Annotated in this window: 20 protein-coding genes and 1 tRNA gene; 5 read left to right on the top strand and 16 right to left on the bottom strand. The window is 46.0% G+C overall.

What is annotated here, in order from left to right; genetic code table 11:
• Positions 1-4 precede the first annotated feature (4 nt).
• The 11 genes from NCY57_RS04400 to NCY57_RS04350 all read right to left on the bottom strand — a co-directional run bounded on the left by NCY57_RS04400 (position 5) and on the right by NCY57_RS04350 (position 11569).
• Positions 5-388 (bottom strand): YbaN family protein, encoded by a 384-nt coding sequence (locus NCY57_RS04400; protein WP_173739869.1) that lies wholly within the window; start codon positions 386-388, stop codon positions 5-7.
• 25 nt (positions 389-413) lie between these two features.
• Positions 414-653: a hypothetical protein gene (locus NCY57_RS16900; protein ID WP_092069346.1), complete on the bottom strand. Its 240-nt coding sequence runs from the start codon at positions 651-653 to the stop codon at positions 414-416.
• A 350-nt stretch (positions 654-1003) separates the two neighbouring features.
• A complete protein-coding gene (locus NCY57_RS04390) occupies positions 1004-1750 on the bottom strand; it encodes a hypothetical protein (protein ID WP_173739870.1) in 747 nt (248 codons plus the stop codon).
• Positions 1751-1877: 127 nt separating this feature from the next.
• Entirely contained in the window at positions 1878-2345 is a 468-nt protein-coding gene (locus tag NCY57_RS04385) for a metal-dependent transcriptional regulator (protein ID WP_255363752.1), read from the bottom strand.
• 48 nt (positions 2346-2393) lie between these two features.
• Complete coding sequence (locus NCY57_RS04380; protein ID WP_092069338.1) at positions 2394-2594, bottom strand: hypothetical protein; 201 nt, start codon at positions 2592-2594, stop codon at positions 2394-2396.
• 168 nt (positions 2595-2762) lie between these two features.
• Complete coding sequence (locus tag NCY57_RS04375; protein WP_022426615.1) at positions 2763-3173, bottom strand: HI0074 family nucleotidyltransferase substrate-binding subunit; 411 nt, start codon at positions 3171-3173, stop codon at positions 2763-2765.
• Entirely contained in the window at positions 3160-3450 is a 291-nt protein-coding gene (locus NCY57_RS04370; RefSeq protein ID WP_021650318.1) for a nucleotidyltransferase family protein, read from the bottom strand. The genes NCY57_RS04375 and NCY57_RS04370 overlap by 14 nt, the downstream gene beginning before the upstream one ends.
• A 74-nt stretch (positions 3451-3524) precedes the next feature.
• Positions 3525-5771, bottom strand: coding sequence for a DNA gyrase/topoisomerase IV subunit A (locus NCY57_RS04365; RefSeq protein ID WP_250789517.1), 2247 nt, complete (start codon positions 5769-5771; stop codon positions 3525-3527).
• A gap of 15 nt (positions 5772-5786) precedes the next feature.
• Positions 5787-7712, bottom strand: a complete 1926-nt coding sequence (locus tag NCY57_RS04360; protein WP_161209006.1) for a DNA gyrase/topoisomerase IV subunit B — start codon at positions 7710-7712, stop codon at positions 5787-5789.
• A 286-nt stretch (positions 7713-7998) separates the two neighbouring features.
• Positions 7999-9903, bottom strand: coding sequence for a GGDEF domain-containing phosphodiesterase (locus NCY57_RS04355; protein WP_244092811.1), 1905 nt, complete (start codon positions 9901-9903; stop codon positions 7999-8001).
• Entirely contained in the window at positions 9890-11569 is a 1680-nt protein-coding gene (locus NCY57_RS04350) for a GGDEF domain-containing protein (protein WP_022426611.1), read from the bottom strand. The genes NCY57_RS04355 and NCY57_RS04350 overlap by 14 nt, the downstream gene beginning before the upstream one ends.
• Positions 11570-11782: 213 nt before the next feature.
• Here NCY57_RS04350 and NCY57_RS04345 point away from each other — a divergent pair.
• Both NCY57_RS04345 and NCY57_RS04340 read left to right on the top strand, forming a co-directional pair.
• Positions 11783-11854 (top strand) — tRNA-Glu (locus NCY57_RS04345).
• A 224-nt stretch (positions 11855-12078) separates the two neighbouring features.
• On the top strand, positions 12079-13242 hold the full coding sequence (locus NCY57_RS04340) for a ComEC/Rec2 family competence protein (protein ID WP_173733049.1): 1164 nt from the start codon (positions 12079-12081) through the stop codon (positions 13240-13242).
• Between the two features lie 127 nt (positions 13243-13369).
• Here the strand turns inward: NCY57_RS04340 and NCY57_RS04335 are convergent, their stop codons facing one another.
• The 5 genes from NCY57_RS04335 to NCY57_RS04315 are packed head-to-tail and all read right to left on the bottom strand — an operon-like array spanning position 13370 to position 20877.
• The gene (locus NCY57_RS04335) at positions 13370-15523 is read right to left on the bottom strand and encodes an RNA degradosome polyphosphate kinase (RefSeq protein WP_173739872.1); all 2154 of its coding nucleotides are present in this window, start codon (positions 15521-15523) and stop codon (positions 13370-13372) included.
• A 16-nt stretch (positions 15524-15539) separates the two neighbouring features.
• The gene (locus NCY57_RS04330) at positions 15540-17075 is read right to left on the bottom strand and encodes a Ppx/GppA phosphatase family protein (RefSeq protein ID WP_250789516.1); all 1536 of its coding nucleotides are present in this window, start codon (positions 17073-17075) and stop codon (positions 15540-15542) included.
• A 34-nt stretch (positions 17076-17109) separates the two neighbouring features.
• Positions 17110-18426 carry an ATP-binding protein gene (locus NCY57_RS04325; RefSeq protein ID WP_044960616.1) on the bottom strand — a complete coding sequence of 439 codons (1317 nt, stop codon included), beginning with the start codon at positions 18424-18426 and terminating at the stop codon, positions 17110-17112.
• 25 nt (positions 18427-18451) lie between these two features.
• Complete coding sequence (gene pheA, locus NCY57_RS04320; protein ID WP_021650329.1) at positions 18452-19582, bottom strand: prephenate dehydratase; 1131 nt, start codon at positions 19580-19582, stop codon at positions 18452-18454.
• Positions 19579-20877 (bottom strand): bifunctional folylpolyglutamate synthase/dihydrofolate synthase, encoded by a 1299-nt coding sequence (locus tag NCY57_RS04315; RefSeq protein ID WP_250789515.1) that lies wholly within the window; start codon positions 20875-20877, stop codon positions 19579-19581. Before NCY57_RS04315 ends, pheA begins: the two co-directional genes overlap by 4 nt.
• A gap of 253 nt (positions 20878-21130) precedes the next feature.
• Here NCY57_RS04315 and NCY57_RS04310 point away from each other — a divergent pair, with 253 nt between their 5' ends.
• From NCY57_RS04310 to NCY57_RS04300, 3 genes are all read left to right on the top strand, one after another.
• Positions 21131-21532 (top strand): putative ABC transporter permease, encoded by a 402-nt coding sequence (locus tag NCY57_RS04310; protein WP_022426606.1) that lies wholly within the window; start codon positions 21131-21133, stop codon positions 21530-21532.
• 69 nt (positions 21533-21601) lie between these two features.
• Positions 21602-22525, top strand: a complete 924-nt coding sequence (gene pyrB / locus NCY57_RS04305) for an aspartate carbamoyltransferase (protein WP_022426605.1) — start codon at positions 21602-21604, stop codon at positions 22523-22525.
• Positions 22519-22956: an aspartate carbamoyltransferase regulatory subunit gene (locus NCY57_RS04300; protein WP_015525765.1), complete on the top strand. Its 438-nt coding sequence runs from the start codon at positions 22519-22521 to the stop codon at positions 22954-22956. The genes pyrB and NCY57_RS04300 overlap by 7 nt, the downstream gene beginning before the upstream one ends.
• Positions 22957-22997: the final 41 nt, after the last annotated feature.

The following is a 22997-nucleotide window of genomic DNA, read 5'->3' as shown; positions in this document are numbered from 1 at the left end:
CTACTTACACCTCCGCCTCCACAGTTCTTACTCTGAGAAAGAAATACAGTATGTGGCATACCCACACAACGGCAATACAGATTCTTCCCGCGGGTACATTTTTCATGCAGATAAATCCAATGGCCATAACTACGGTCACCATGCCGATGATCTTGCATTTGGTTCCAATCGTCATAACTCTTTTCTGCACAAAACTGTCCAGATGTTTTTTGTAAAGGTTTGTTCCTGTAAACCAGGTATGGAGCCATTCCGAGCTTTTTGCAAAGCAGAACAGCGTTGCCATATAAAAGGGAACCGTAGGCAAGATCGGAAGGACAACTCCGATGGTGCCAAGTCCAAGGCAAAGAAACCCCAGTAGAATCCAGAATATTTTCAATGGATTTCTCATTTTCTTTTCCTTTCTTATATACGCTTTAGACGGTTAAAACGAACTTACGTCCATCTACTTTTGCTACTTTCAGATCAATACCATAAAGTTCATGGATGCTTTCCTCTGTGATCACCTCTTCCGGCTCTGCTGTTTCTTCTGTCTCTACAGAAGCCTCATCCTGAAAATCCACCTCTGCTGCAGCCACAGGCACAACGGATGTGGTTGCGATCAGCGCTGCCATTGTGCAGGATGACAGACGAAGCCATAAATTCTTTCTTCTCATTTCTTTCCTCCTTATGTCGTACCAGGTGTCATGCACCGTTCTTTTTAAGTCGTTTCAGGTAAACAGTCGCGTGTTACCTGTAACTAACTCTCTGATGCTATTCTAATCGCAAATGTTAGTTTCGGTCAACTCTTTTTTCTTTTTCCGTTCCTTCCGGGAACCATTTTCAAAATAGAAAAAGCCTGTAAACATCAGCATTTCCCATTTTTTTGCACAAAAAAAGCCGAATTTTCTTCATTTCGGCTTTTAATCTTCCTAGTTTTTCTACATCCAGAACATCAGGAGTGCAGTGCTTTCGGGCATATGGGCTTTTCCCACGCTGCAGGTGACGGTGATGGGAATTCTTCCTTTCACATTTCCCAGGCGTGTTTTGAAAAATGGCATGCACTTAGAGGGATCCTTACTTTTCCGTCGCGGAGCACAGCTTCATGGAGCTGCCCCTGATCCTCATATTTCAGGGAGGAAAGTATTCCTGTCATATCTGCGTCATTGATCCTGGAGTGTGCATGCATTTCTTTTGTGGTCAGCTCCAGCCAGCTTCCCCGGTTGTTGTTCCGAATACAGGCAAGGTGCTCAAATCCATTGTTGGCCATGGAGAGGCGCGTTACTTTGTCCGCTCGCATCTGGTACAGGGCAATGCCCACCTCGAAGCGTCCTTTGTCCAGGACATTTTCCAGATAATAGGGTGTTTCTTCTTCCGCAAGGCTCTGGTTTCTGGGTTCGTTCACCTGCCCGGAATTTCGGGTCATGGTCATGAGCAGGCTGTAGTCCACATTTTCTACAAGCTGTCTTGTTTTTTCCGGGATCTCCATCTCCGGGATCCCGACCCGTTCCAGATACAGGCTGACTTCTTTCAGGATGCGCTGATAGGTCTTCAGCGCCTGGGTTCCTTTTTCCGTAAATTCGTAGGTGTCTGTAAGATAGCCTGCGCCGATGCACTCCTTAAAAAAACGGCTGACCGGACCGTGACTGACTCCGCAGGTATCCGCGATCAGTGCCACGCTGCCTCTTCTTTTACCGATCTTTGCAAGCTCCGAGAGATAGCATATCTGTAGCATGGACGGATGCATCAGATCTTCTGTGTTTGTTTTTTCCATTTTCCCCTCCTACCAGATATGTACGTCCAGCTCTCGGCTGTTCCATTCCACGGGCTTCTCTCCTTCTCTCAAGAAGGCTACCAGCGCGGTTCCTTCCACTACGGGGTCCTGATGCCGGATAAAGTATTCAAAAACGCCGGTTGGGATCCGGGGATTTCCGTTTTCTTCTTCGGCTTTTACCCAGCCGGTTTCTGGGTCCACATACCAGAGAACAGTTTTTTTCCTCCGGTGCTGTGCAGAACAGTTCAAAATAGCTGTCCTCTTTTTTTACATGAAGGCGGATCTGTTCTTTATAATTCTTAAATTCACCGGCCAGTCTTCTTGGACAGGTTTTTTCCATGTAGTAGATTCCCATGAGAAAGGAGTATTCCCCCGGCTCATAGCGGTATCTGAGGTCTGTGTTCCGAAGAGCATGCTCAAAGGTGCTTCCGTAATTTACAAAATTGCAGATTTGCTGCACGGTCTCATCGCTTACCACGTGCTCCATGCGGCAGGCATCTTCTTCTGCAATGCGGCTTTCTACTCCTACATATTCCAGAAGCTGGGTGAAGGTTTCATGGCGGTGGCGGCATTCCTCGCCCCGGATCCGTCCCAGCTCTGTGAGGCAGACGCAGATGTTTTTTTCTTCGATTTTTACGTAGCCCTAGGCGGTCAACTGTTTCAGACAGGCCAGAACCTCCCGTCTGCTCATCTTCATCCGCCCGCAAATCTCGGAGATTCCGATCAGGGCGTCCTTTTTTGCAAGAGAGCAAAGCTCCTCCAGTATGTCTTCCTCGATTTCTCTTTTGGATAAGGGTATGCTGTGGCCCAGCTCTTCTGTGGATTCATATGTTATTTTTGTCATTGTTTTTTTCTGAACCTGTTTTATATTTGTGGCTGTGTTAGTTAAGTCTAATTCCTTACAAAAGATGGCTCATATTTCTGTCAAGAGGGCAAAAAAATCCCCACCGGTCGGATTAATTGTACCTGATCGGTGGGAAGTATATATTCTGTAAAATTGTATTCTCTTTATTTACGTCCAGTCGCTCTCCGCTTCTGCCAGCTTCTCCCTCAATGTTTTCTCAAGAGCCACAAAAGCCGGAATAAAGCTGTCGCGGATGAGCAGGATCATCTCATCTACTTCCTGCTCATTATATATATGGACAGATGTGTTACGCTTTTTCAGCATGAGCAGCCACACTGCTGAATCGTTTACGAAGCCCAGCTTATAGCCAAGCTGCAGGATTTCTCTCGGTGAACCGGTGTCTGCTCCTTCTGCCCCGTGGAGTCGCAGGATCTCCTGAAGAGCTTTCCAGGCAAGCTCGAAAGTCAGGTTGAACTGTCCGATCACGCCGGTTCTGTAAATATCGTTGTTATCCGCAAGTTTGAAATCTGCATTTCTTAATATAGTAAGACAATTAGAAAAATTATCAAGCTTTTTCATAGATCACAACTCCATCCTTTTTAATTTCTTTTTTGAGTTCTTCAGAAATTGAAGCATCTGCATTAATTACATCAAACATCAGAAGTGAATGGATATTTTCTTTGATATCCCAGTAAAAGGAATCAAAATCTCCTCCATATACAGCAATATCTACATCACTTCTTTCTGTATTGTTTCCTCTTGCACGGGACCCAAAGAGGATGATCTTTCTGACAGAATGTTTTGTGGCAAATGAAAATAGTTCTCTTATAACTCTTTCCGGAAGATCATATCGCATTTTTAACGCCTCCCATTTTCATATAACCCTATCATATCCTATCTGCCAGTTATCCGCAATCCTCTTCGCGTCTTTTATATCCTCGGCTTCACACCCTTCGTATCTCTCTTAGCCAGCTTAACTTTATTCAGCACATACGGCTTATCATGATATTCAATGGCATATTCCTGGCGGCTTTCCAGGAGATAGGCGTGGTGGATCCGGTCTTCGCCGGTAAGCTTCATGCCGCGGACACCCATAGCGTTTTTCTTAGTGACGGAGATCTCGGTTTTCATGATACGGAGAAAGTAACCTTTCTCAGACTGGAACACAACCTGATCCATCTCATCGGCTGCTCCTACGAATACAAGGCGGTCATCCTCTGCAAGCTTGGTGGAAACAATGGTACGCTTGGAAACACGGAACTCTTCTCCTTTTACCAGCTTGCACATGCCATTCTCTGTAACAAAGAGCACTGTGGAGGCTGCTACCTGACTCAGCGGTGCCACATAAAGGATCTGCTCGGAAGTACTGTCATAATTACCCAGATTATCTGCCGGAACACCTTTATCACGGAAACGTACCAGCGGGATATCCTCTGCCTTCACGGTGTGGAGCTTGCCGGTATCTGTAAAGATACAGATCTTGTCCGTATTCATGCAGGTAAAGACATAACGGCTCTCTGCATGAGCGGCATCCTTATTACGCTCGTAGGCATTCTTGTCAATGAGACGCATATATCCGAAACGATCCATCAGGAAGCAGACTTCGGTCTCTTCCATCTTCTTCTCCTCATAAACAGCTTCCTCTGCGTTTTCAATGGAAGTCTTACGCTTACTGCCGTATTCCTTCTTGATCTGATCCAGTTCACCCATGATCACTGCTGCCATGGAGTCATAATTATTCAGGATATCCTCATAAGCAGCAATGTTCTTCATGGTTTCCTCATGCTCCTTCATCAGAGCATCGATCTCCAGACCGATCAGCTTGTAAAGACGCATGTCCAGGATAGCTGCGGCCTGTTTTTCTGTGAATTTCAAGGATTTTGCCGCTTTTTCGGATGTCTTGGTCTTGAATTTAATCCCTTCTGTGATACCGTCGGTCAGACATTTCTTTACCTGGTCACGGCTCTTGCTACCACGGAGGATCTCGATGATCAGATCAATGACATCACAGGCTTTGATAAGGCCTTCCTGGATCTCCCGTTTCTCCTGTTCCTTGGCAAGAAGGGTTGTATATTTTCTGGAATTTACTTCAAATACAAAGTCCACATGGTGAGCAATGATCTGCTTCAGTCCCAGTGTTTCCGGTCTTCCGTCTGCAACTGCCAGCATGTTGACACCGAAGGTATCCTCCAGTCGGGTCTTCTTATAGAGCATGTTGGTAAGGTTCTCCACGTCTGCATCGCGCTTCAGTTCCAGAACGATACGGATTCCCTCCTTGGAAGACTGGTTGGAAATATCCACGATATCTGTGGTCTTCTTGGTCTCTACCAGGGTTGCGATATCATTAAGGAATTTTCCGATGTTTGCACCGATCATGGTGTAAGGAATCTCTGTGATCACCAGCTGCTGGCGACCGCCCTTCAGCTTCTCTATTTCCACCCGTCCACGGATACGGAGCTTACCTGTTCCGGATTCATAGATCTTTACAAGGTCGTCCTTATTTACTACGATACCACCTGTCGGAAAATCCGGGCCCTTGAGATAACGCATCAGCCCACGGGTGCTGATATCATTATTCTTCATGTATGCCTTCACAGCATCCACCACTTCGCCCAGGTTATGCGGCGGGATGCTGGTAGCCATACCAACGGCTATTCCATCTGCTCCGTTTACAAGGAGGTTTGGAATACGCACCGGAAGTACTACCGGCTCCTTCTCTGTTTCATCAAAGTTCGGCATAAAGTCCACAACGTTCTTATCCAGATCTTCCAGAAAAACCTCCTGGGTCAGCTTCTCCAGGCGGGCCTCTGTGTATCGCATGGCTGCGGCTCCGTCTCCCTCGATGGAACCAAAGTTTCCATGTCCGTCCACCAATGTACGACCCTTTTTAAATTCCTGCGCCATGACTACAAGCGCATCATAAATGGAGCTGTCACCGTGGGGATGATATTTACCCATAGTATCTCCTACGATACGGGCACATTTACGGTACGGGCGGTCGTAACGGATACCCAACTCATACATATCGTAAAGGGTACGGCGCTGTACCGGCTTCAGTCCGTCACGTACATCCGGCAGTGCTCTGGAAATGATAACGCTCATGGCATAATCGATATATGATTTCTGCATGATCTCCGCATAATCGGTGCGGATGATATTGTCCTGTTTCGTATTCATAGTTTATTCTCCCAATCAAATATCCAGCTCTGCATCTGTTGCATGCTCATAGATAAAGGCCTTACGTGGCGGAACATCGCTTCCCATCAGGATCTCTGTCACATCGGAGGCCATGCGGGCATCTTCGATCTCCACACGCTTCATCATTCTTGTCTCAGGGTTCAGGGTAGTCTCCCAGAGCTGCTGGGCGTCCATCTCACCGAGACCTTTGTATCTCTGGAGCGTGAAGCTTCCCGGTTTATGGCTCTTACGGTATTTCTCAAGAGCCTTGTCATCGTAGAGATATTCCTCCTGCCCCTTCTTCGGCATTACCTTATAAAGAGGTGGCATGGCAATATACACATGTCCCTCATAGATAAGCTCCGGCATAAAACGGTAAAACAAGGTCAGAAGCAGAGTAGAGATATGAGCACCATCCACATCCGCATCGGCCATGATCACGATCTTGTCATAACGAAGCTTCGTGATATCAAAATCATTTCCGTAGCCTTCGGAAAAACCGCAGCCAAAGGCATTGATCATAGTCTTGATCTCTGCGTTGGCCAGCACCTTGTCGATGGTAGCCTTCTCTACGTTGAGGATCTTACCGCGGATCGGAAGGATCGCCTGATAGTTACGGTCTCTGGCTGTCTTGGCCGAACCGCCGGCGGAATCTCCCTCTACGATAAAGATCTCACACAGTGACGGATCCTTCTTCTCACAGTTGGCCAGCTTGCCGTTGGAATCAAAAGAGTATTTCTGTTTGGTAAGAAGGTTTGTCTTGGCACGCTCCTCGGTCTTACGGATCTTGGCTGCCTTTTCCGCACAGGAAAGGACGATCTTCAGTGTTTCCAGATTTCGGTCAAAAAACAGTACCAGCTGTTCTCCTGCTACCTTACCGGTGGCTCTGGATGCGTCCTGGTTATCCAGCTTGGTCTTGGTCTGTCCCTCAAAGCGGGGTGCCGGATGCTTGATGGAGACTACAGCAGTCATTCCGTTTCGGATATCTGCACCTGTAAAATTGGGGTCTTTATCCTTCAGTACACCGATCTCACGTGCATAGGTGTTCATTACCGTTGTGAAGGTAGTCTTAAATCCGGTCAGATGAGTTCCTCCCTCTGCATTGTAGATATTATTGCAGAATCCTAGAACGTTCTCACGGAACTCATTGGTAAACTGAAAAGCAACTTCCACCTGGATTCCGTCTGCCTCTCCTTTAAAATAAACCGGATCATGGAGAGACTGTGCATTCTTGTTAAGGTCACGGATAAAGCCTACGATCCCCTCCGGCTCATGATACTCGATATCCTCAGGAGTGTCCCCTCTTCGATCCTCAAAATGGATAGTAAGCTCCGGATTCAGATAGGCAGTCTCATGAAGACGGCTCTTTACATCTGCTGCTCCGAATCTTGTTTTCTCAAAAATCTCCGGATCCGGAAGGAAATTCACACAGGTTCCGGTACCTCTGGTCTTCCCTAATTTGGGGAGAAGTCCTGCTTCCAGTTCAATGGTAGGGATTCCTCTCTCATAGTGGTCATGATGTATATAACCATCACGACTGATCTTAATATCCAGATACGTAGATAATGCGTTCACTACGGAAGAACCTACACCATGAAGTCCGCCGCTTGTCTTATATGCGGAATTGTCAAACTTACCGCCTGCATGAAGGGTTGTAAAAACAAGACGCTCCGCAGATATTCCCTTGGCATGCATATCCACCGGGATCCCTCGTCCATTATCTTCTACTGTACAGGAACCGTCCTTCTCAAGAACTACATGGATACGGCTGCAGTACCCTGCAAGGTGCTCATCCACCGCATTGTCTACGATCTCATATATCAGATGGTTCAGTCCCTTTCTGGATACGCTTCCGATATACATACCGGGGCGCTTTCGCACGGCCTCGAGGCCCTCCAGGACAGAGATACTGCCCGCATCATAAGTGTCTTTTTTTGCCATTCCACTGATTCCTTTCTTTTTATACTCGAACGTTTGTTTGTATTATACTCAAAATATATGTACTTGTAAAGTCCACATGATCATCTTTTCTCTGCAATTTTTCCAAAAGATACGCGTGGCAGTTCAAGGAACCGGTCTTCCGAAAAATCGCTTTCTTCAGCCGCCACAGCCTATCTATTCTATCAAAAGTATCTGTAAACTTCAAGCAATTTGTGTCTGCCAGAATACAACAGGCGGAAACCCCTGCTTTTTATGAAAGCATGTTTTCCGCCTGTTTCTGATCATTTCAGGAAATTTTTTCCAGAAGCTTCTCCTCGCACAGGGGCCTGGAAAAATAATATCCCTGTATCATATCCACACCCCATTTTTCCAGAAGCTTTACCTCCTTTTCGGTCTCAGCGCCTTCTGCGATCACCTTATATCCCATATGCTGCAGGATCATGACAATGCTGCGATAAAAGGTAGCCGTCTGAGGATCGCTGCTGACCCCGGACAAAAGAGAACGGTCCATTTTTACTGCTGAAAACGGGATGCGAAGAACTGCGTTCAGATTTGCATAACCGGAACCGAAATCATCCAGGCACATGTGGATCCCCACTTCTGCAAAATCATCAATGGCTGTGCAGAAGCTTTCGCTGTATTCGGTTGCCACGTTTTCCGTGATCTCAAACTGAAAATATCCCGGATCTAATCCATACCCCTGTATGATCCCGATAAGCACATGGCTGTATCCGGGTTTCATCAGTTCGGAAGGAGAAAGATTGAATTTCACATTCCGGATCTTCTTCATGATATATTCATGTTCTTTTATAAAACGGCAGACCTTGTGAAGCTGAAGACATCCCACTGCAGAGATCATTCCCTGTTTTTCCGCGATCCCGATAAACACATCCGGCGGGATCATTCCCAGAGCAGGATGTTTCAGCCGGCTCAGTGCCTCCAGAGTAATAAAATCCTGGTTTTTTATAGAATATACCGGCTGATAATATACTTCAAACAGATCCTCTTTCACAGCCTTCTGAAGAAAATGCTCCACTTCCTGTTCATAGCGAAAGCCCTCCAGGATCTTGCTGTCCGACTGAATCAGGACCGTATCCTGACGGTTCTGTATCAGAGAGATCATATATTCAATATAAGAAAGAATACTATCCTCTTTTTCCAGTTTTTCCGCATTCATGATCCCGCAGATTGCAGCATGGAACGACACCTTTTCGTTTTCGATAAAAAACGGCTTTTTCAGAAATTCTTCTATGCCATCTCTGGCTTTTTCATAATCTGTCAGCGAGTCCAGCACTGCCAGAAAGCAATTGCCTGTGATACGAAAGATCTGCACTGAATCCGTGATCTCCCGAAATCCCTTCGCCGCCCGGATCAGCAGCTGATCTCCCACTCTGGTACCGTAGATCCGGTTGATCTGCTTCATATTGCGGGCATCCACAGCAAGCAGATGAAAGCTTTCTTTTCGATAGAGCTTTTCTCCGATCCATTTGTCAAAATACTGTTTGTCAAATAAACCTGTCATACTGTCCGTATATTCACCTGGATTGTTCATAGTAAGATAGATCAGCCAAAGTCCTACAGAAAGTCCGAAGCCGGTAAGCAGTATTCTTTCCGCGGCAATCTGGAGAAACAGGCAGGCTGCTTCGATAAACCAAAATCTCCATATGGTGCGCCGTATTTCTTTTTCTGCTGTTTTTCCATAAAGTAACATAAATGCAACGATCACCAGCATAAAAAAGAATACATATCCATAGAGCAGAAAATGAAAACTTCCCCGGATAAATCTACCTTCCTGGTCAAAATAAAAAAGCCATCCCGTCCGTAAGTTTGCTGTAACTGCCAGCAGCATTGCAGCTGGCAGGACCACCCAACCGGTTTTCAGCCATTTATATTTCTCCTTCTGTCTTCCGGTGATGATCCGAATGTAGCAGAAAAGCCCGTAGGTAAGTATGACATCACAGAAATAATAGAGCGTCAGGACCAGCGCTGACATTCTGCAGCCTTCGCTGCTGCCGCCTCCCGCGATCACCGCACTCAGCATATCCAGCAGCACGTAAACGCCGCTGAAAGCCAGAAAACATACAAAATTCCTGTTTTCCGCATTGTTCAGTCTTTTATGAGAAAAATAATATATCGCGATCATCGTCACCAAAACAAGGGATGTGATCTGAAAACAGTTAATATACTCCATTTTTCAAATCCCCCTTCTTTTTGTTCTCATAAAGCTTCCTGTCTGCCTCATATTTCCATTCTCCCATGGATTTCAGAGAGCCATCCTTATTTCGCAGATGGCTGCATCCCAGGGACAACGAAAAACGATGTCTGCATCCTCTCCCGATATTCCGGAGTTCTTCTTTCAGGCGTTCCGACCAGAATTCGTCCGGTACTTCCGGATCATAGACCAGAACCGCAAATTCATCCCCGCCGATGCGGTAGCAGGTTCCTTTTTCCCGGAAAACGTTCTCCACACATCTGGCCGAGATCACCACCATCTCGTCTCCTGCAGCCCGTCCGTATTCTTCGTTGATCACGCGAAGCTGATCGATATCGATATACATAAGAAGGATATCCCGGTATCTGCCCATATCTGCGGAAATACTTTCCAGTTTTTTCTCAAAATTGGCTCTCGTCTCAAGTCCTGTCATCCCATCCTCTCTGGACAGTCGTTCGTAAGCCTGGGATTCCAGACGGTAACGGACGTTGTCTGCCATCATCATGACTGCGTCTGCAATGACCAGCACAAGAAACACAAGATTTCCCAATTCAAAAATGGATCCATAGTAGGAAATCTCGAACAGCCAGTACAGGATCAGCGCTATGATACCGCTTGCTCCCACGATGATATATGCAATGAGAAGCAGATGTATCTCACGCTGTTTATGCTTCCGGTACTCCCGGATCAGAAGTACCGCTGATATCAGGACCCACACAACCAGCAGGATATGTGTTACAAACAACATATCCTTAAATTCAAAGGCTCCCAGGATCACCAGAACTCCCTGTAAAACAGCATTCAGATAAAATGTAAAGATTCCAAGATCCAGGAGCCTGTATTTTTTCATGTTTCCGATATTCTGCAAAAAACGCAGCATCGGAACTGCCAGCAGCATGAACATATAAAAAGAAATGAGACATAATACTTCGGGGCATCTGCTGTAGCTTTGTGCCAGTGATGAGTCCGTCACCAGCCAGATACTGCACATCATAAGGAACAGTGCCACATCCCGGAACCGTCTGTCCGGCATCTGCCTTATTCTCATATAGATGCAGATGCACAGGGCGATCATACTTAATACGATCATGATCGTTGCCGCCCCTAAAGGAATGGCTGCTTTTCTGATCTGATACCAGGCTATTGCACTTCCGGTTCCTATGCATACCGGCTCTATAACATATTTTCCTCTCTGAGGCGCAGAATAGCTGAACGTCAGGACTTTTCCCTCTGTGTCATTACCCAGAGCGGCGATGCACTGCACCTTGGAACGCATCTGCACATTTTTGGAAAACATGGCCTCCTTATATTCATACAGGATCTTTCCATTCAGGCGTATCACCAGATCGTACTGGGCTCCTGTAGAAACCACGGTCATCCCTCTGCTTTCCGCTCCCAGACTTTCATTGTACAGGATCAGCTTTTCACCTGTTTTTGCCGGAATTTCCGCAGGCAGGGTGATCTCCTGTTTTTTTCCGTCTTTTATGTAGTACCATCCTTTGTTAAGAAGCTGTACACTGTCCTGCTTCTGGATCAGCCCCCCTGTGTGGATCGCCGCAAAGATCGCGCCAAAAACCAGCAGTACCACAACAAAAAGAAAGGATTCTCCCTTCCATATCAAACTTTTCTTTTTTCTGTAATCCATACTCTTCCTCTTTATATTTTTTTATTCCATTTCATTTTGTATCTATCATATCATCAATAGATTTTTCCGTCAAAAAAATTGTCAAAAAACAGGGTGAAAATTTTTTTCAAAAAAAGAAAAAAAGTGCTTGCATTTTGTAAAAAAGTATTATATACTAACGAAGTCAGTTGCGGGAAACAACAGAAATCAAGAGCAAACGACACAAATGAATATGGCCAGTTGGTCAAGGGGTTAAGACGCCGCCCTCTCACGGCGGAAACACGGGTTCGATTCCCGTACTGGCTATCAACTGAAAGCAGTTAGAATTTTTATTCTGACTGCTTTTTTGTGATTGTTATACTTCACTTTTTCCTGTTATTGCTTTCAAACTTTGCTCTGAACATTGCATATAAAAATTTCGTTCTTCCTGTTTATCTGTTTTCTGTATTTTCACATATATTATTTTGCATTTCTTTCTCTTCTGTTTTATAATTTCCCCTGAAAATACTTAAGATAAGGGGTGACTTCTCATGCATCACAAACATTCTTTTCGCAGAAAGCTGCAGACATTTTTTCTTTCTCTGCTGCTTGTTCTGCTAACAGTCGCAGGAGTTCCCTCTGCTGCTTACACAGCCGAGGCTGCTTCTGCTGACACAACAATGGCTGTACACTTTCTGGATGTAGGGCAGGGGCTTTCGATCCTGGTCCAGTCACAGGGGCAGAATCTCCTGTATGACGGCGGTGACCGAGGACATTCCAGTTTCGTGGTTTCCTATCTGCAGAAACAGAATATTTCCATCATTGACTATATGATCTCCTCCCATTATGACGAGGACCATGTGGCTGGTCTTGTAGGATGCCTGGACAGCTTTTCCGTAAAAAATGTGATCGGTGCAGATTATGTACAGGATACAAAGATCTATCAATCTTTTGAAAACAGTGTTGCCGCTCAGGGATTAACTGTGCAGCATCCGGAGCCCGGAACGGATTTTACTTTCGGAGGCGGAAAATTTACGGTGCTTTCTCCTCAATCGATCAGCAGCAACGATAACGACAATTCTGTTGCGATCCGGCTGGAAAACGGAAATAACCATTTTCTTTTTACTGGGGATGCAGAATCTGCCGGGGAGGAAGCGATCTGTGATCTGGGACTTGATCTTTCCTGCGATGTGATCGTTCCGGGACATCACGGTTCTGCCACTGCCACCACCTGGGATCTGCTTCAGAAGACTGTTCCGGAATATGCAGTGATCAGCTGCGGCGCCGGCAATTCCTACGGACATCCTCATAAGGATACCATGGATAAGCTTGCGGATATGGGAATACAGGTATTTCGTACTGATGAGCAGGGTACGGTGATCGCAGTCAGCGACGGAAACAATATCCAGTGGAACCAGAGTCCCTGTAATGATTATTCTGCTGGAGATGAATCGGATACCGGCACACAGCCTTCCTCCGCTTATAAGGATTCCGGTGCGTCCGGCTATGGATCTTCTGATTCGGCTGCTGCAGATCCTCAGACCGGAGTGCAGGCCGATCCGGAGCCAGTGGGTGATATGGTCTGGATCTCCGCTACCGGAAGCAAGTACCACCGGATCCCTAACTGTGGAAATATGAATCCGGATAATGCCACAGAAATGACACGCTCCCAGGCTGAAGCTGCAGGGTATAAAGCCTGCAAGAAGTGTTATTAGAAACGCCCGCATGCTGTCAGGTTTTCTGAATATCATGCAGTATTGACATAATATGGATAATCTTTGAGAACATTATTTAAGGACAGCTGTATCATAAATTGATATGACAGGCTGTCCTTTTCTTTTACTATTTTATAATATCCTGCGCCGGTTCAGCCGGTACGAAAACTCTCTTCTTTTCTTTTTTCTCCTTTTTTGCTGCCTTTGCCCGCTCGGTAGCCTCCCTGCAGAATTCCATCTGGGAATTTATCAGCGTTTTGCCACGTTTGTCCTGCTTCTCATACAAACCGGAGGGCTGCAGGATATGTGCTTTTACATTGTCACGGAATTCCAGATCCAACACATGCATGATCTCTTCCTTGATCCGCTCATCTTCCACAGGGAAAACAATCTCCACACGACGGTCAAGGTTACGTGGCATCCAATCCGCACTTCCCATATAGATTTCATCGGAACCTCCATTGCGGAAATAGAAAATACGGCTGTGCTCCAGGAAATTACCAACGATCGAACGCACGTGAATATTTTCGCTGATACCCGGAATGCCCACCTTCAGGCAGCAGATGCCGCGGATCAGAAGATCGATCCTGACCCCACAGGAAGAAGCATAATACAGCGCTGCAATGATCTCAGGGTCGCACAGAGAATTCATCTTTGCCGCAATGTGAGCCTCTTCTCCCTTTTTCGCATGCTCCGCTTCTCTTTCGATCATTTTTACAAAACGGTCCTTCATCCAGATCGGTGCAACGATCAGGCGATTCCAGCGCTTCGGCTCGGAATATCCGGAAAGCATATTGAACACAGCAGTTGCATCCTCTCCAAACCGTTCATCACAGGTAAATATACCACAGTCTGTATAAAGCTTGGCTGTGGAATCGTTATAGTTTCCGGTTGCCAGATGCACATATCTGCGGATCCCGTTTTCTTCTCTTCTCACAACAAGAGTGATCTTACTGTGTGTTTTCAGGCCCACCAGACCATAGATCACATGACAGCCTGCCTTTTCCAGCATTTTTGCCCAGACGATATTGTTTTCCTCATCAAAACGCGCTTTCAGCTCTACAAGAACAGAAACCTGCTTGCCGTTTTCTGCGGCTTGAGCAAGTGCCGCGATGATGGGTGAATTGCCGCTGACGCGATACAGGGTCTGCTTGATTGCCAGTACATCCGGGTCCTTTGCCGCCTGACGCACGAAATTCACCACCGGATCAAAGCTCATATACGGATGATGCAGGAACACATCACCCTCCCTGATCACCTGAAAAATATCTTTATCATTCTGAAATGCAGGCACTGCTGCCGGTTTGTATTTCGGTTCCTTGAACTGATCGTATCCGTCAATACCATAAACCTTCATCAGCATGGTCAGATCCAGAGGTCCGTTGATAAAAAAGATATCATCTCCATGAACCTGAAACTCCATTTTCAGAATATCCAGAAGCCGCGGATCCATCTTATCTTCCACTTCCAGGCGGATCACCTCTCCCCACTGGCGCTTTTTCAGCTGTTTCTGGATCTCAACCAGAAGATCCTCTGCCTCATCCTCGTCAATAGGAAGATCCGCATTACGCATGATCCTGTACGGATGGGCACAGATCACATCATAGCTTAAGAACAGCTTATCGATGTTGCGCTCAATGATCTGTTCCAGAAGTGTTACGGTTGTATGGCCTTTTTTCTCAGATGGAATGATCACTACTCTCGGAAGTACAGAAGGCACCTGTACAGTGGCAAAATCAATCTCTTCTTTTCCTTTTTTGGTATCTTTTTTGGAAAGAAGTGCTCCGATATTCAACGTTTTATTACGGATCAGAGGAAACGGTCTGGAAGAATCCATTGCCATTGGTGTCAGGACCGGATATACATTGTCTTCAAAATACTGATCCACAAATTCTTTCTGCTTCTCGGAAAATGCCTCGTGCTCAAAGATCACATGAAGTCCTGCTTTTTCAAGTGCAGGGACCAGAGACCGGTTTAATGTACTGTACTGTACGTGAACAAGATCATGTGTCTGCCGGCTGATGGCTTTCAGCTGTTCCTTGGCTGTCATTCCTGCAATATCTGTTTTTTTGTACCCTGCATGAACCTGATCCTTCAGGGATGCAACACGGACCATATAAAATTCATCCAGATTGGATGAGGTGATACTCAAAAATTTCAGTCTCTCAAACAGAGGTAGATTTTTGTCTCTGGCTTCACTGAGCACACGATCATCAAATTTGATCCAGCTCAGTTCTCTGTTTACAAAATATTCCGGTTTGTCAAATTCCTTAAATTTCATACAAAAACCTCCTCCGTTATCTTCTTCCCTTCCGTCTCATTACAAGCCGGATTCCAAACACCTCTTCAAAAAATTCCTTTTTATCTTTCAGAAGCCCCAGTTCCAGAGAAACATCCCTTGCGGAATCCACCACCAGGTAAAGGATCCTGTCTTTTAAGGTTACATTAAGCGCTTTTACCTTCTGGTAATGGCTTCTGTCCATAGCATTGGCCAGGCGGAGAATCGCGGTCAGCTTCGCAGTCAGGAGATAATTTTCCCTGCTCATGGATGTTTCACGGTTGATCTCTTTGTAGCAGCCGAATTCTCTGGTATTGTACCTCACCGCACTAGCGATCACCTGCCGCTCCTCTGTGGAAAGACCTATGATCTCCGTAGCCATGATGATCCGGTAAGAGCATTCTGCCACCTCACTCATACTGATATATTTTCCGCAGTCATGAAGAAGAACTGCAATCTGCAAAAGAAGCCGTTCACGTTTTCCCATGCCGTGGATCTTCCTTGTGCTGTCAAAAATATCCAGTGCCACATCGGTAGTTCCTGCAATGTGGTTCTTTCCGCTGGAATACCTTTTGGCAATGTTCCTGGATGCCACCAGGATATCATTTTCAAAATTGTGTACACTTTTCAGATATTTGTTTTTTTCCGCATGGTCATAGGCAATCCCGTCCAGAAGAGAAACACCCGGAATCCAGAGTGCTTCTGCCTGAAAGATTTCTATAAAGTTTCGGATGATAACCATGTTCGGCACGATCAGAGACGCATATTCCGGTTCCAACTCCATGGATTCGGCAAGGTCATGATCGGACATGTTTACAATGGTCTCGTATTTCTTCAGGAATTCCTCCTTTGTGATGATATTCTCTCCGGATCTGTCCTGAAAGATCGTATCTGTGAGAAAATCTCCCATCAGGATCAGATTGGAGATTTCCTTGTCTTTAAGATAAAGACGTTGAAAGCTTATCAGATCATTTCGGATAAATTCCTCTATCAGCCGGTCATAATGTGGAGTTGTTTTCTCCAGTTCTTTCAGACGTTCGCGGATACGAAGACTTCCCATACGGATACTCTGGGTCAGCACCAGAGCATCTTTGTCAAAGAGAGAGATCTGCAGATTTCCTCCTCCGATATCCAGGATCGCCGTCCCCTTCTGAATAGCCTTTTTGAAGCCGGATTCAATGGCAGCAATGGATTTATATCCCAGAAAATGCTGTTCCGCATTACTCAGAATCTCTACCCGGATACCGGTTCTCTGATAGATCTGCTCCAGGATGATCACCGGATTTTCCAGCTCACGGAGAGAGCTTGTTGCACACGCACGCCAGCTTTCTACCCCAAATTCAGCCATCATGCGTTTAAAATCATTAAGGATCTCGCAGAGCTCATCCACAGTCTCCATCTCTAGCCGTCCTGCAGCATAAGTTCCACGGCCCAGCTCCAGCTGGTAACGGACATCATTGATCTCCCGGAAGCCGATCCGCTTTGACATTTCAAAGATCTTCATACTGACTTCATAGGAGCCTATATCAATTGCTGCAAAGGTTGTCACCGCCATAGTTTTTCATCCTTTCCCCCAATACACAGGTAAACTATTTCTTTTTTTCTTCCTCTGTTCCCACAATGTAATCAATAAACTGCTGCGCTGCACGTCCGGTCAGTCCGCCGTGAGAGATCTCCCACTGGTTGGCTTTCAGAAGAAGCTCCTCCTCCGGCATGGTAACTCCATAACGGGCTGCCAGTGTGCGGACGATCTCCTGGAACTGTTTTTTGTCCGGTTTGCCAAAGTAGATACGGACGCCAAAACGATATACCAGGGAAAGCTTCTCCTGCACGGTGTCGGAGGAATGCAGATCATTGTCATCTGCGATCTCCAGCTTATCTGTGGCACGCTCACGGACAAGATTACGCCGGTTGCTTGTGGCATAGATCAGGACATTGTCCGGTTTTTTCTCAAGACCGCCCTCGATCACGGCTTTCAGGTATTTATATTCGATCTCAAATTCCTCAAAGGAAAGATCATCCATATAAATGATAAAACGATAGTTACGGTTTTTGATCTGGGCGATGACTTCATTAAGATCCTGGAACTGATGCTTATAGGCCTCAATGATACGAAGTCCCTGATCATAATACTGATTCAGGATTCCCTTGATACTGGAAGATTTACCGGTTCCCGCATCACCAAAGAGCAGACAGTTGTTCGCCTTTCTCCCCTGTACAAATGCCTCTGTATTATCAATGAGCTTTTTCTTGGCGATCTCATATCCTACCAGATCATCGATCTTCACATGTGCGATCCTTGTGATAGGCTGGATTTCCACCTTTCCCTCCTCATCGTGGCCGATACGGAATGCCTTATGAAGACCAAGCTTGCCAACACCGAAATCTTTATAGAAGGATACCATATCATCCATAAATTCTTCGGTTGTGGTGGCTGCTGCCAGGGTTTTGCTCATCTGACAGATACGGTCACGGATCCTGGTATTAAAGAGCTTGCTGTTCTCATCCGGTGTCTGGTAATCACAGATCACCCTGCAGCATACAGTTCCGAACACTTTATCAAAGACCGTGATGTCAAAATCATACAATTCCTTGAAAATCTGGAAATCATTTTTTGCCAGGTCGTTAATGCTGCCCTTGATCGCTCCTCGTATCTCGCTTGCCATACTGAAAGCGTTCTCATGATTTACCAGAAGGAAGGTAAGATATGTATGCCAGATATTTCCGGAAAAACCGTACATTCCTGCCAGCTCCACCAGCCCGTTGACACTTTTGAAAAACTGGTCTTCTCTTGCCTTGAGTGCTTCTTCATCTGCTTCATAAAGATTAATAAGTTCTGTCATATCGTCCAGTATCTCACCGTTTGAAAATCCACGGTAAAGGATACATTCCTGAATTCTTGCCAACATAATAATTTAGCTCCTCTGTCTCTTAATAATTTCCAAGAACACGGAGAACATTCGCCTCCGCCTCGATTCCTCTTAACGCATTCTCCACAGCGCTTTCGCCAAGTTTCCCTGTGAAATCCACGAAAAAACGGTATTCCCAGGATTTTCCCGGAATCGGACGGGATTCAATTTTGGTCATGTTCAGTCCGTTGTAGATAATATGTGAAAGCATGTTGTAAAGAGTTCCGCTTTCATGAGGCAGCTCAAAACAGATGCTGATCTTCCCGGCCTTTTCCTCGTATTCCGGTTTCCTGCTTACAATAATAAAACGTGTAGAGTTTGCTTTTTCTCTGCAGATATTTTCTGCAAGGACCTTCAGACCGAATACCTCACCAGCCTCACGGCTTGCGATAGCTGCCACGCCTTTGTCCCCCACCTCACTGACCTTTTTGGCCGCGCCCGCGGTGTTTTCCACTTCCTTCTTTTTCCAGGAAGGGTTTTCCTCCAGAAATGCCTTGCACTGGGCAAGCCCCTGAGGATGAGAGCAGACTTCCCTGATATCCCCTATCTGTGCATCCGGCATGCCCAGAAGCACATGATCCACACGGATGATCTGCTCGCCTACGATATACAGCTTGTACTCCATAAGAAGGTCATAGATATCAGCCACGATACCTGCAGTAGAATTCTCAATAGGAAGTACCGCATAATCGGCCTTGCCATGGGTTACATCCTCCATAGCTGTCCTCCATGTTTTTACATGGTAGCTTTCGATATTTTTCCCAAAGTACTGCCGCATAGCCGCATAGCTGTAGGCTCCCTCTACACCCTGGAACACAACCGTTGCGTTTTCAAGGGGAACATGCTTCACAGTTGTGAAATTGCGCTCTCCGTAAATCCCATGCTCTGTCAACAGCTGGTACTGTCTCTTACGGCTGATGGCCATGATCTGACGGAAAAGCTCCTGCACGCCGAGGCTGTTAAAGTCCCCGTGGGCCTTGTTTTTCAGCGTATGGATCTTCTGGCTCTCACGTGCCGGATCCAGTACCTGCTTACCGGTTTTTATTTTATATTCAGCGACTTCCTCACTCACCTTCATTCGTTTTTCAAAGAGACGTACGATCTCACTGTCGATCTCATCGATCTCGTCTCTGTATCTTTCCAAATCCGTCATTGGTTTCCTCCGTTATGTTTCCTGATAATTTCTGTAAGATCCCCCAGGAACGCCAGGGAACCAAAAGCAATGATCACATCCTCTTTTCCTGCCAGCTGATAGGCCTCTGCCACTGCGGCTTCGATGCTGTCAAATGGCCTTACATCAGAATGAAATTCCCGCACCGCATCTGCCAGCTCCTGCGGGGTCAGAGCCCTGGGGTTATCCGGTGCCGCAATCGTCAGGATGGTATCTGCGTATTTTTCTGTTTTCCGGATGACCTTGCGGTAATCCTTGTCACGGAACATTCCCATGATGTAGATGATCCTTTTTCCCTTAAAATACCGTTCAATGGATGCAGCCAGCATGTCTGCCGCTGCAGGGTTATGAGCTCCATCAACCACAAAATCCGGTTCTGTCCCGAGAAGTGCAAATCTTCCCGGCCAGGTAGTACGTTTCAATCCATCCTGTCTCTGGACCAGTGTTGTGGGATATCCCTGTTCATTCAGGATTTCCAGTGCCCGGAGCGCTGCCACCGCATTTTCCTTCTGATAGGCACCTGCCAGGGATATTGTATATTTTTCTCCTTTATAAAGAAAGGTCTGGCCGGTTATGGATGCTTCCAGTACCTCTGCGCTGTCCCGGTCTGCTGCCTCGTATGGCACATTCTGTTCTGCGCATATTCTTCGTATGACCGCCTCTGCCTCCGGCTGCTGCTTTACAGTTACCATATGACTGTTCGGTTTAATGATGCCGGCCTTTTTTTCTGCTATCTCGCCCAGGGTATTTCCAAGAAATGCCGTATGATCCATACTGATGGATACCAGAATGGAAAGAACTGTAGTACTTATAATGTTGGTGGCATCCAGATCACCGCCCATACCAACTTCCATTAATACCAGATCGCATTTCTCATCCCGAAAATAAAGAAATGCGGCTGCAGTTTCAATTTCAAATACTGACGGATGCGGTTTTCCCTCTTTTACGATCTCATTGATCACCTCCGCGATCCTTGTCACATATGCTGCAAATTTCTCTCTGCTGACAGGTTCTCCGTTAACCTCCATCCTCTCTCTGTAGGAATAGACCGCCGGGGAAATATATCTTCCGACCCGGTAACCTGCACCTGATAAAGCGGAATACAGATATGCGATCACAGAACCCTTTCCGTTAGTTCCCGCTACATGAACATACTTCAGTTCATCCTGGGGATCTCCAAGCCGCCTCATCAGTTCTCTCATATTTTCCAGTCCCAGAACAATTCCCTTTTTCAATTCCGCAGCTCTGATGTAGGCACGACTTTCTTCATAATTCATCGTCTGTTTTCTCCTTCCGCATATGTTGATGATCCATTACTGCTTTTTCACTTTGCAGTAATAATTTTGTTCATTATAACCCACGTGTATATTTTTTTCAAGGCAGGGAAGGCTATTAAAGACGCTTTTCCACGTTAAATATATTTAAAGTCCAGGCGGATATTCGCAACCCCGCAGGGGACTTTCTTAATTCAGTTAAACTGACATTTTTCCGGAAAGCGCAGGATTTCTGCTGATGAGAAGGAGCTTTAAAATGCAAAAGAAGGATTTTTTTCTGTGCGGTTTTACAGGCTGGTGTCTGGAGATCTTATGGACAGGACTGCACTCTCTTGTCACCGGACATTTTACTATGATGGGCAAAACCTCTCTTCTGATGTTCCCTGTTTACGGACTTGCAGCACTGATCCGTCCGGCTTACTACAAGCTTGCCCGCTTTCCGGTTATGGTACGGGGGATCATTTACAGCTGCGGGATTTTTTTCGTGGAATTTTTAAGCGGATCTTTTTTTCAGAAGCTTCACATCTGTCCCTGGGATTATTCTCATGTTCCGCTTCAGTATAAAGGAGTGATCCGGCTGGACTATGCTCCTCTGTGGTTTTTTACCGGTCTCTTTTTCGAATGGCTTCTTCGACAAAATCCTCGGAAAGTCTCTTGAAAATCTCACAGTTATATTATATGATAACTGGAAGGAATCTTATTTCCAGTAAATAATTGGAGGTACAACATGAGACATTTAATGAGTCCATTGGATTTCTCGGTTGAAGAGCTTGATAAGCTTCTGAATCTCGCCGACGACATCGGGAAAAATCCAAAAAAGTATGCGCATACCTGTGATGATAAAAGGCTTGCGACATTGTTTTACGAACCAAGTACACGTACACGTTTAAGTTTCGAAGCAGCCATGATGAATCTTGGAGGAAAGGTTCTCGGTTTTTCTTCTGCTGATTCCAGCTCCGCATCCAAAGGCGAAAGCGTTGCCGATACTATTCGCGTTGTTTCCTGTTATGCAGATATCTGTGCTATGCGTCATCCGAAAGAGGGTGCTCCGCTTGTAGCTTCTATGTCATCCAACATTCCGGTGATCAATGCCGGTGATGGCGGCCACCAGCATCCTACCCAGACATTAACCGATCTTTTAACTATCCGTTCCCTGAAGGGCAGACTTGACAATATTACCATCGGCCTCTGCGGTGACCTGAAATTCGGCCGTACCGTTCACTCTCTGATCGAGGCTCTGGTCCGTTATGAAAATGTGAAATTTGTTCTGATCTCTCCGGAGGAGCTTCGTATTCCAAGCTATATCCGTGAGGATGTTCTGAAACGCAACAATGTCGAGTTTGTCGAGGAGGAACGTCTGGAGGATGCACTTCCGGATCTGGATATCCTGTACATGACCCGTGTTCAGAAGGAACGTTTCTTCAACGAAGAGGATTATGTCCGCATGAAAGATTTCTATGTTCTGGACAAACAGAAAATGGAGCTTGCACCGAAGGATATGTATGTCCTCCACCCACTCCCACGTGTTAACGAGATTTCTGTTGAAGTGGATTCTGATCCACGTGCCGCTTATTTCAAACAGGTCCAGTATGGTGTGTATGTCCGTATGGCCCTGATTCTTACATTACTGGAGGTGGAACTGCCATGTTAAACGTAGGTGCTCTTCGTGAGGGTTATGTTCTGGATCATATCAAAGCCGGCAAGGCAATGACGATCTATCATGACCTGAAGCTGGATAAGCTGGACTGTACGGTTGCTATCATCAAAAATGCCCGCAGCCAGAAAATGGGAAAAAAGGATATCATCAAGGTTGAATGCCCCATCGAGGATCTGGATCTGGATATCCTTGGTTTTATCGATCATAATATTACCGTAAATATCATCAAGGACGAAAAGATCGTTGCAAAGAAAGAGCTGAAGCTGCCGAAGCAGGTTGTGAACGTGATCAAGTGCAAGAATCCTCGCTGCATTACTTCCATCGAGCAGGGACTGGATCAGATTTTTGTTCTTGCAGATGAAGAGAATGAGGTTTACCGGTGTAAGTATTGCGAGGAGAAATATAGAGGTAAACGGAATAAATAGAGTTCATATGAGCATTATTAACAAACGGACGCGTCCGGTCC

This window comes from Blautia sp. MB18-30 (assembly GCF_023669475.1).
GTDB classification, from domain to species: domain Bacteria; phylum Bacillota; class Clostridia; order Lachnospirales; family Lachnospiraceae; genus Blautia_A; species Blautia_A fusiformis.
This window is presented reverse-complemented; position numbering and strand designations above follow the sequence as displayed.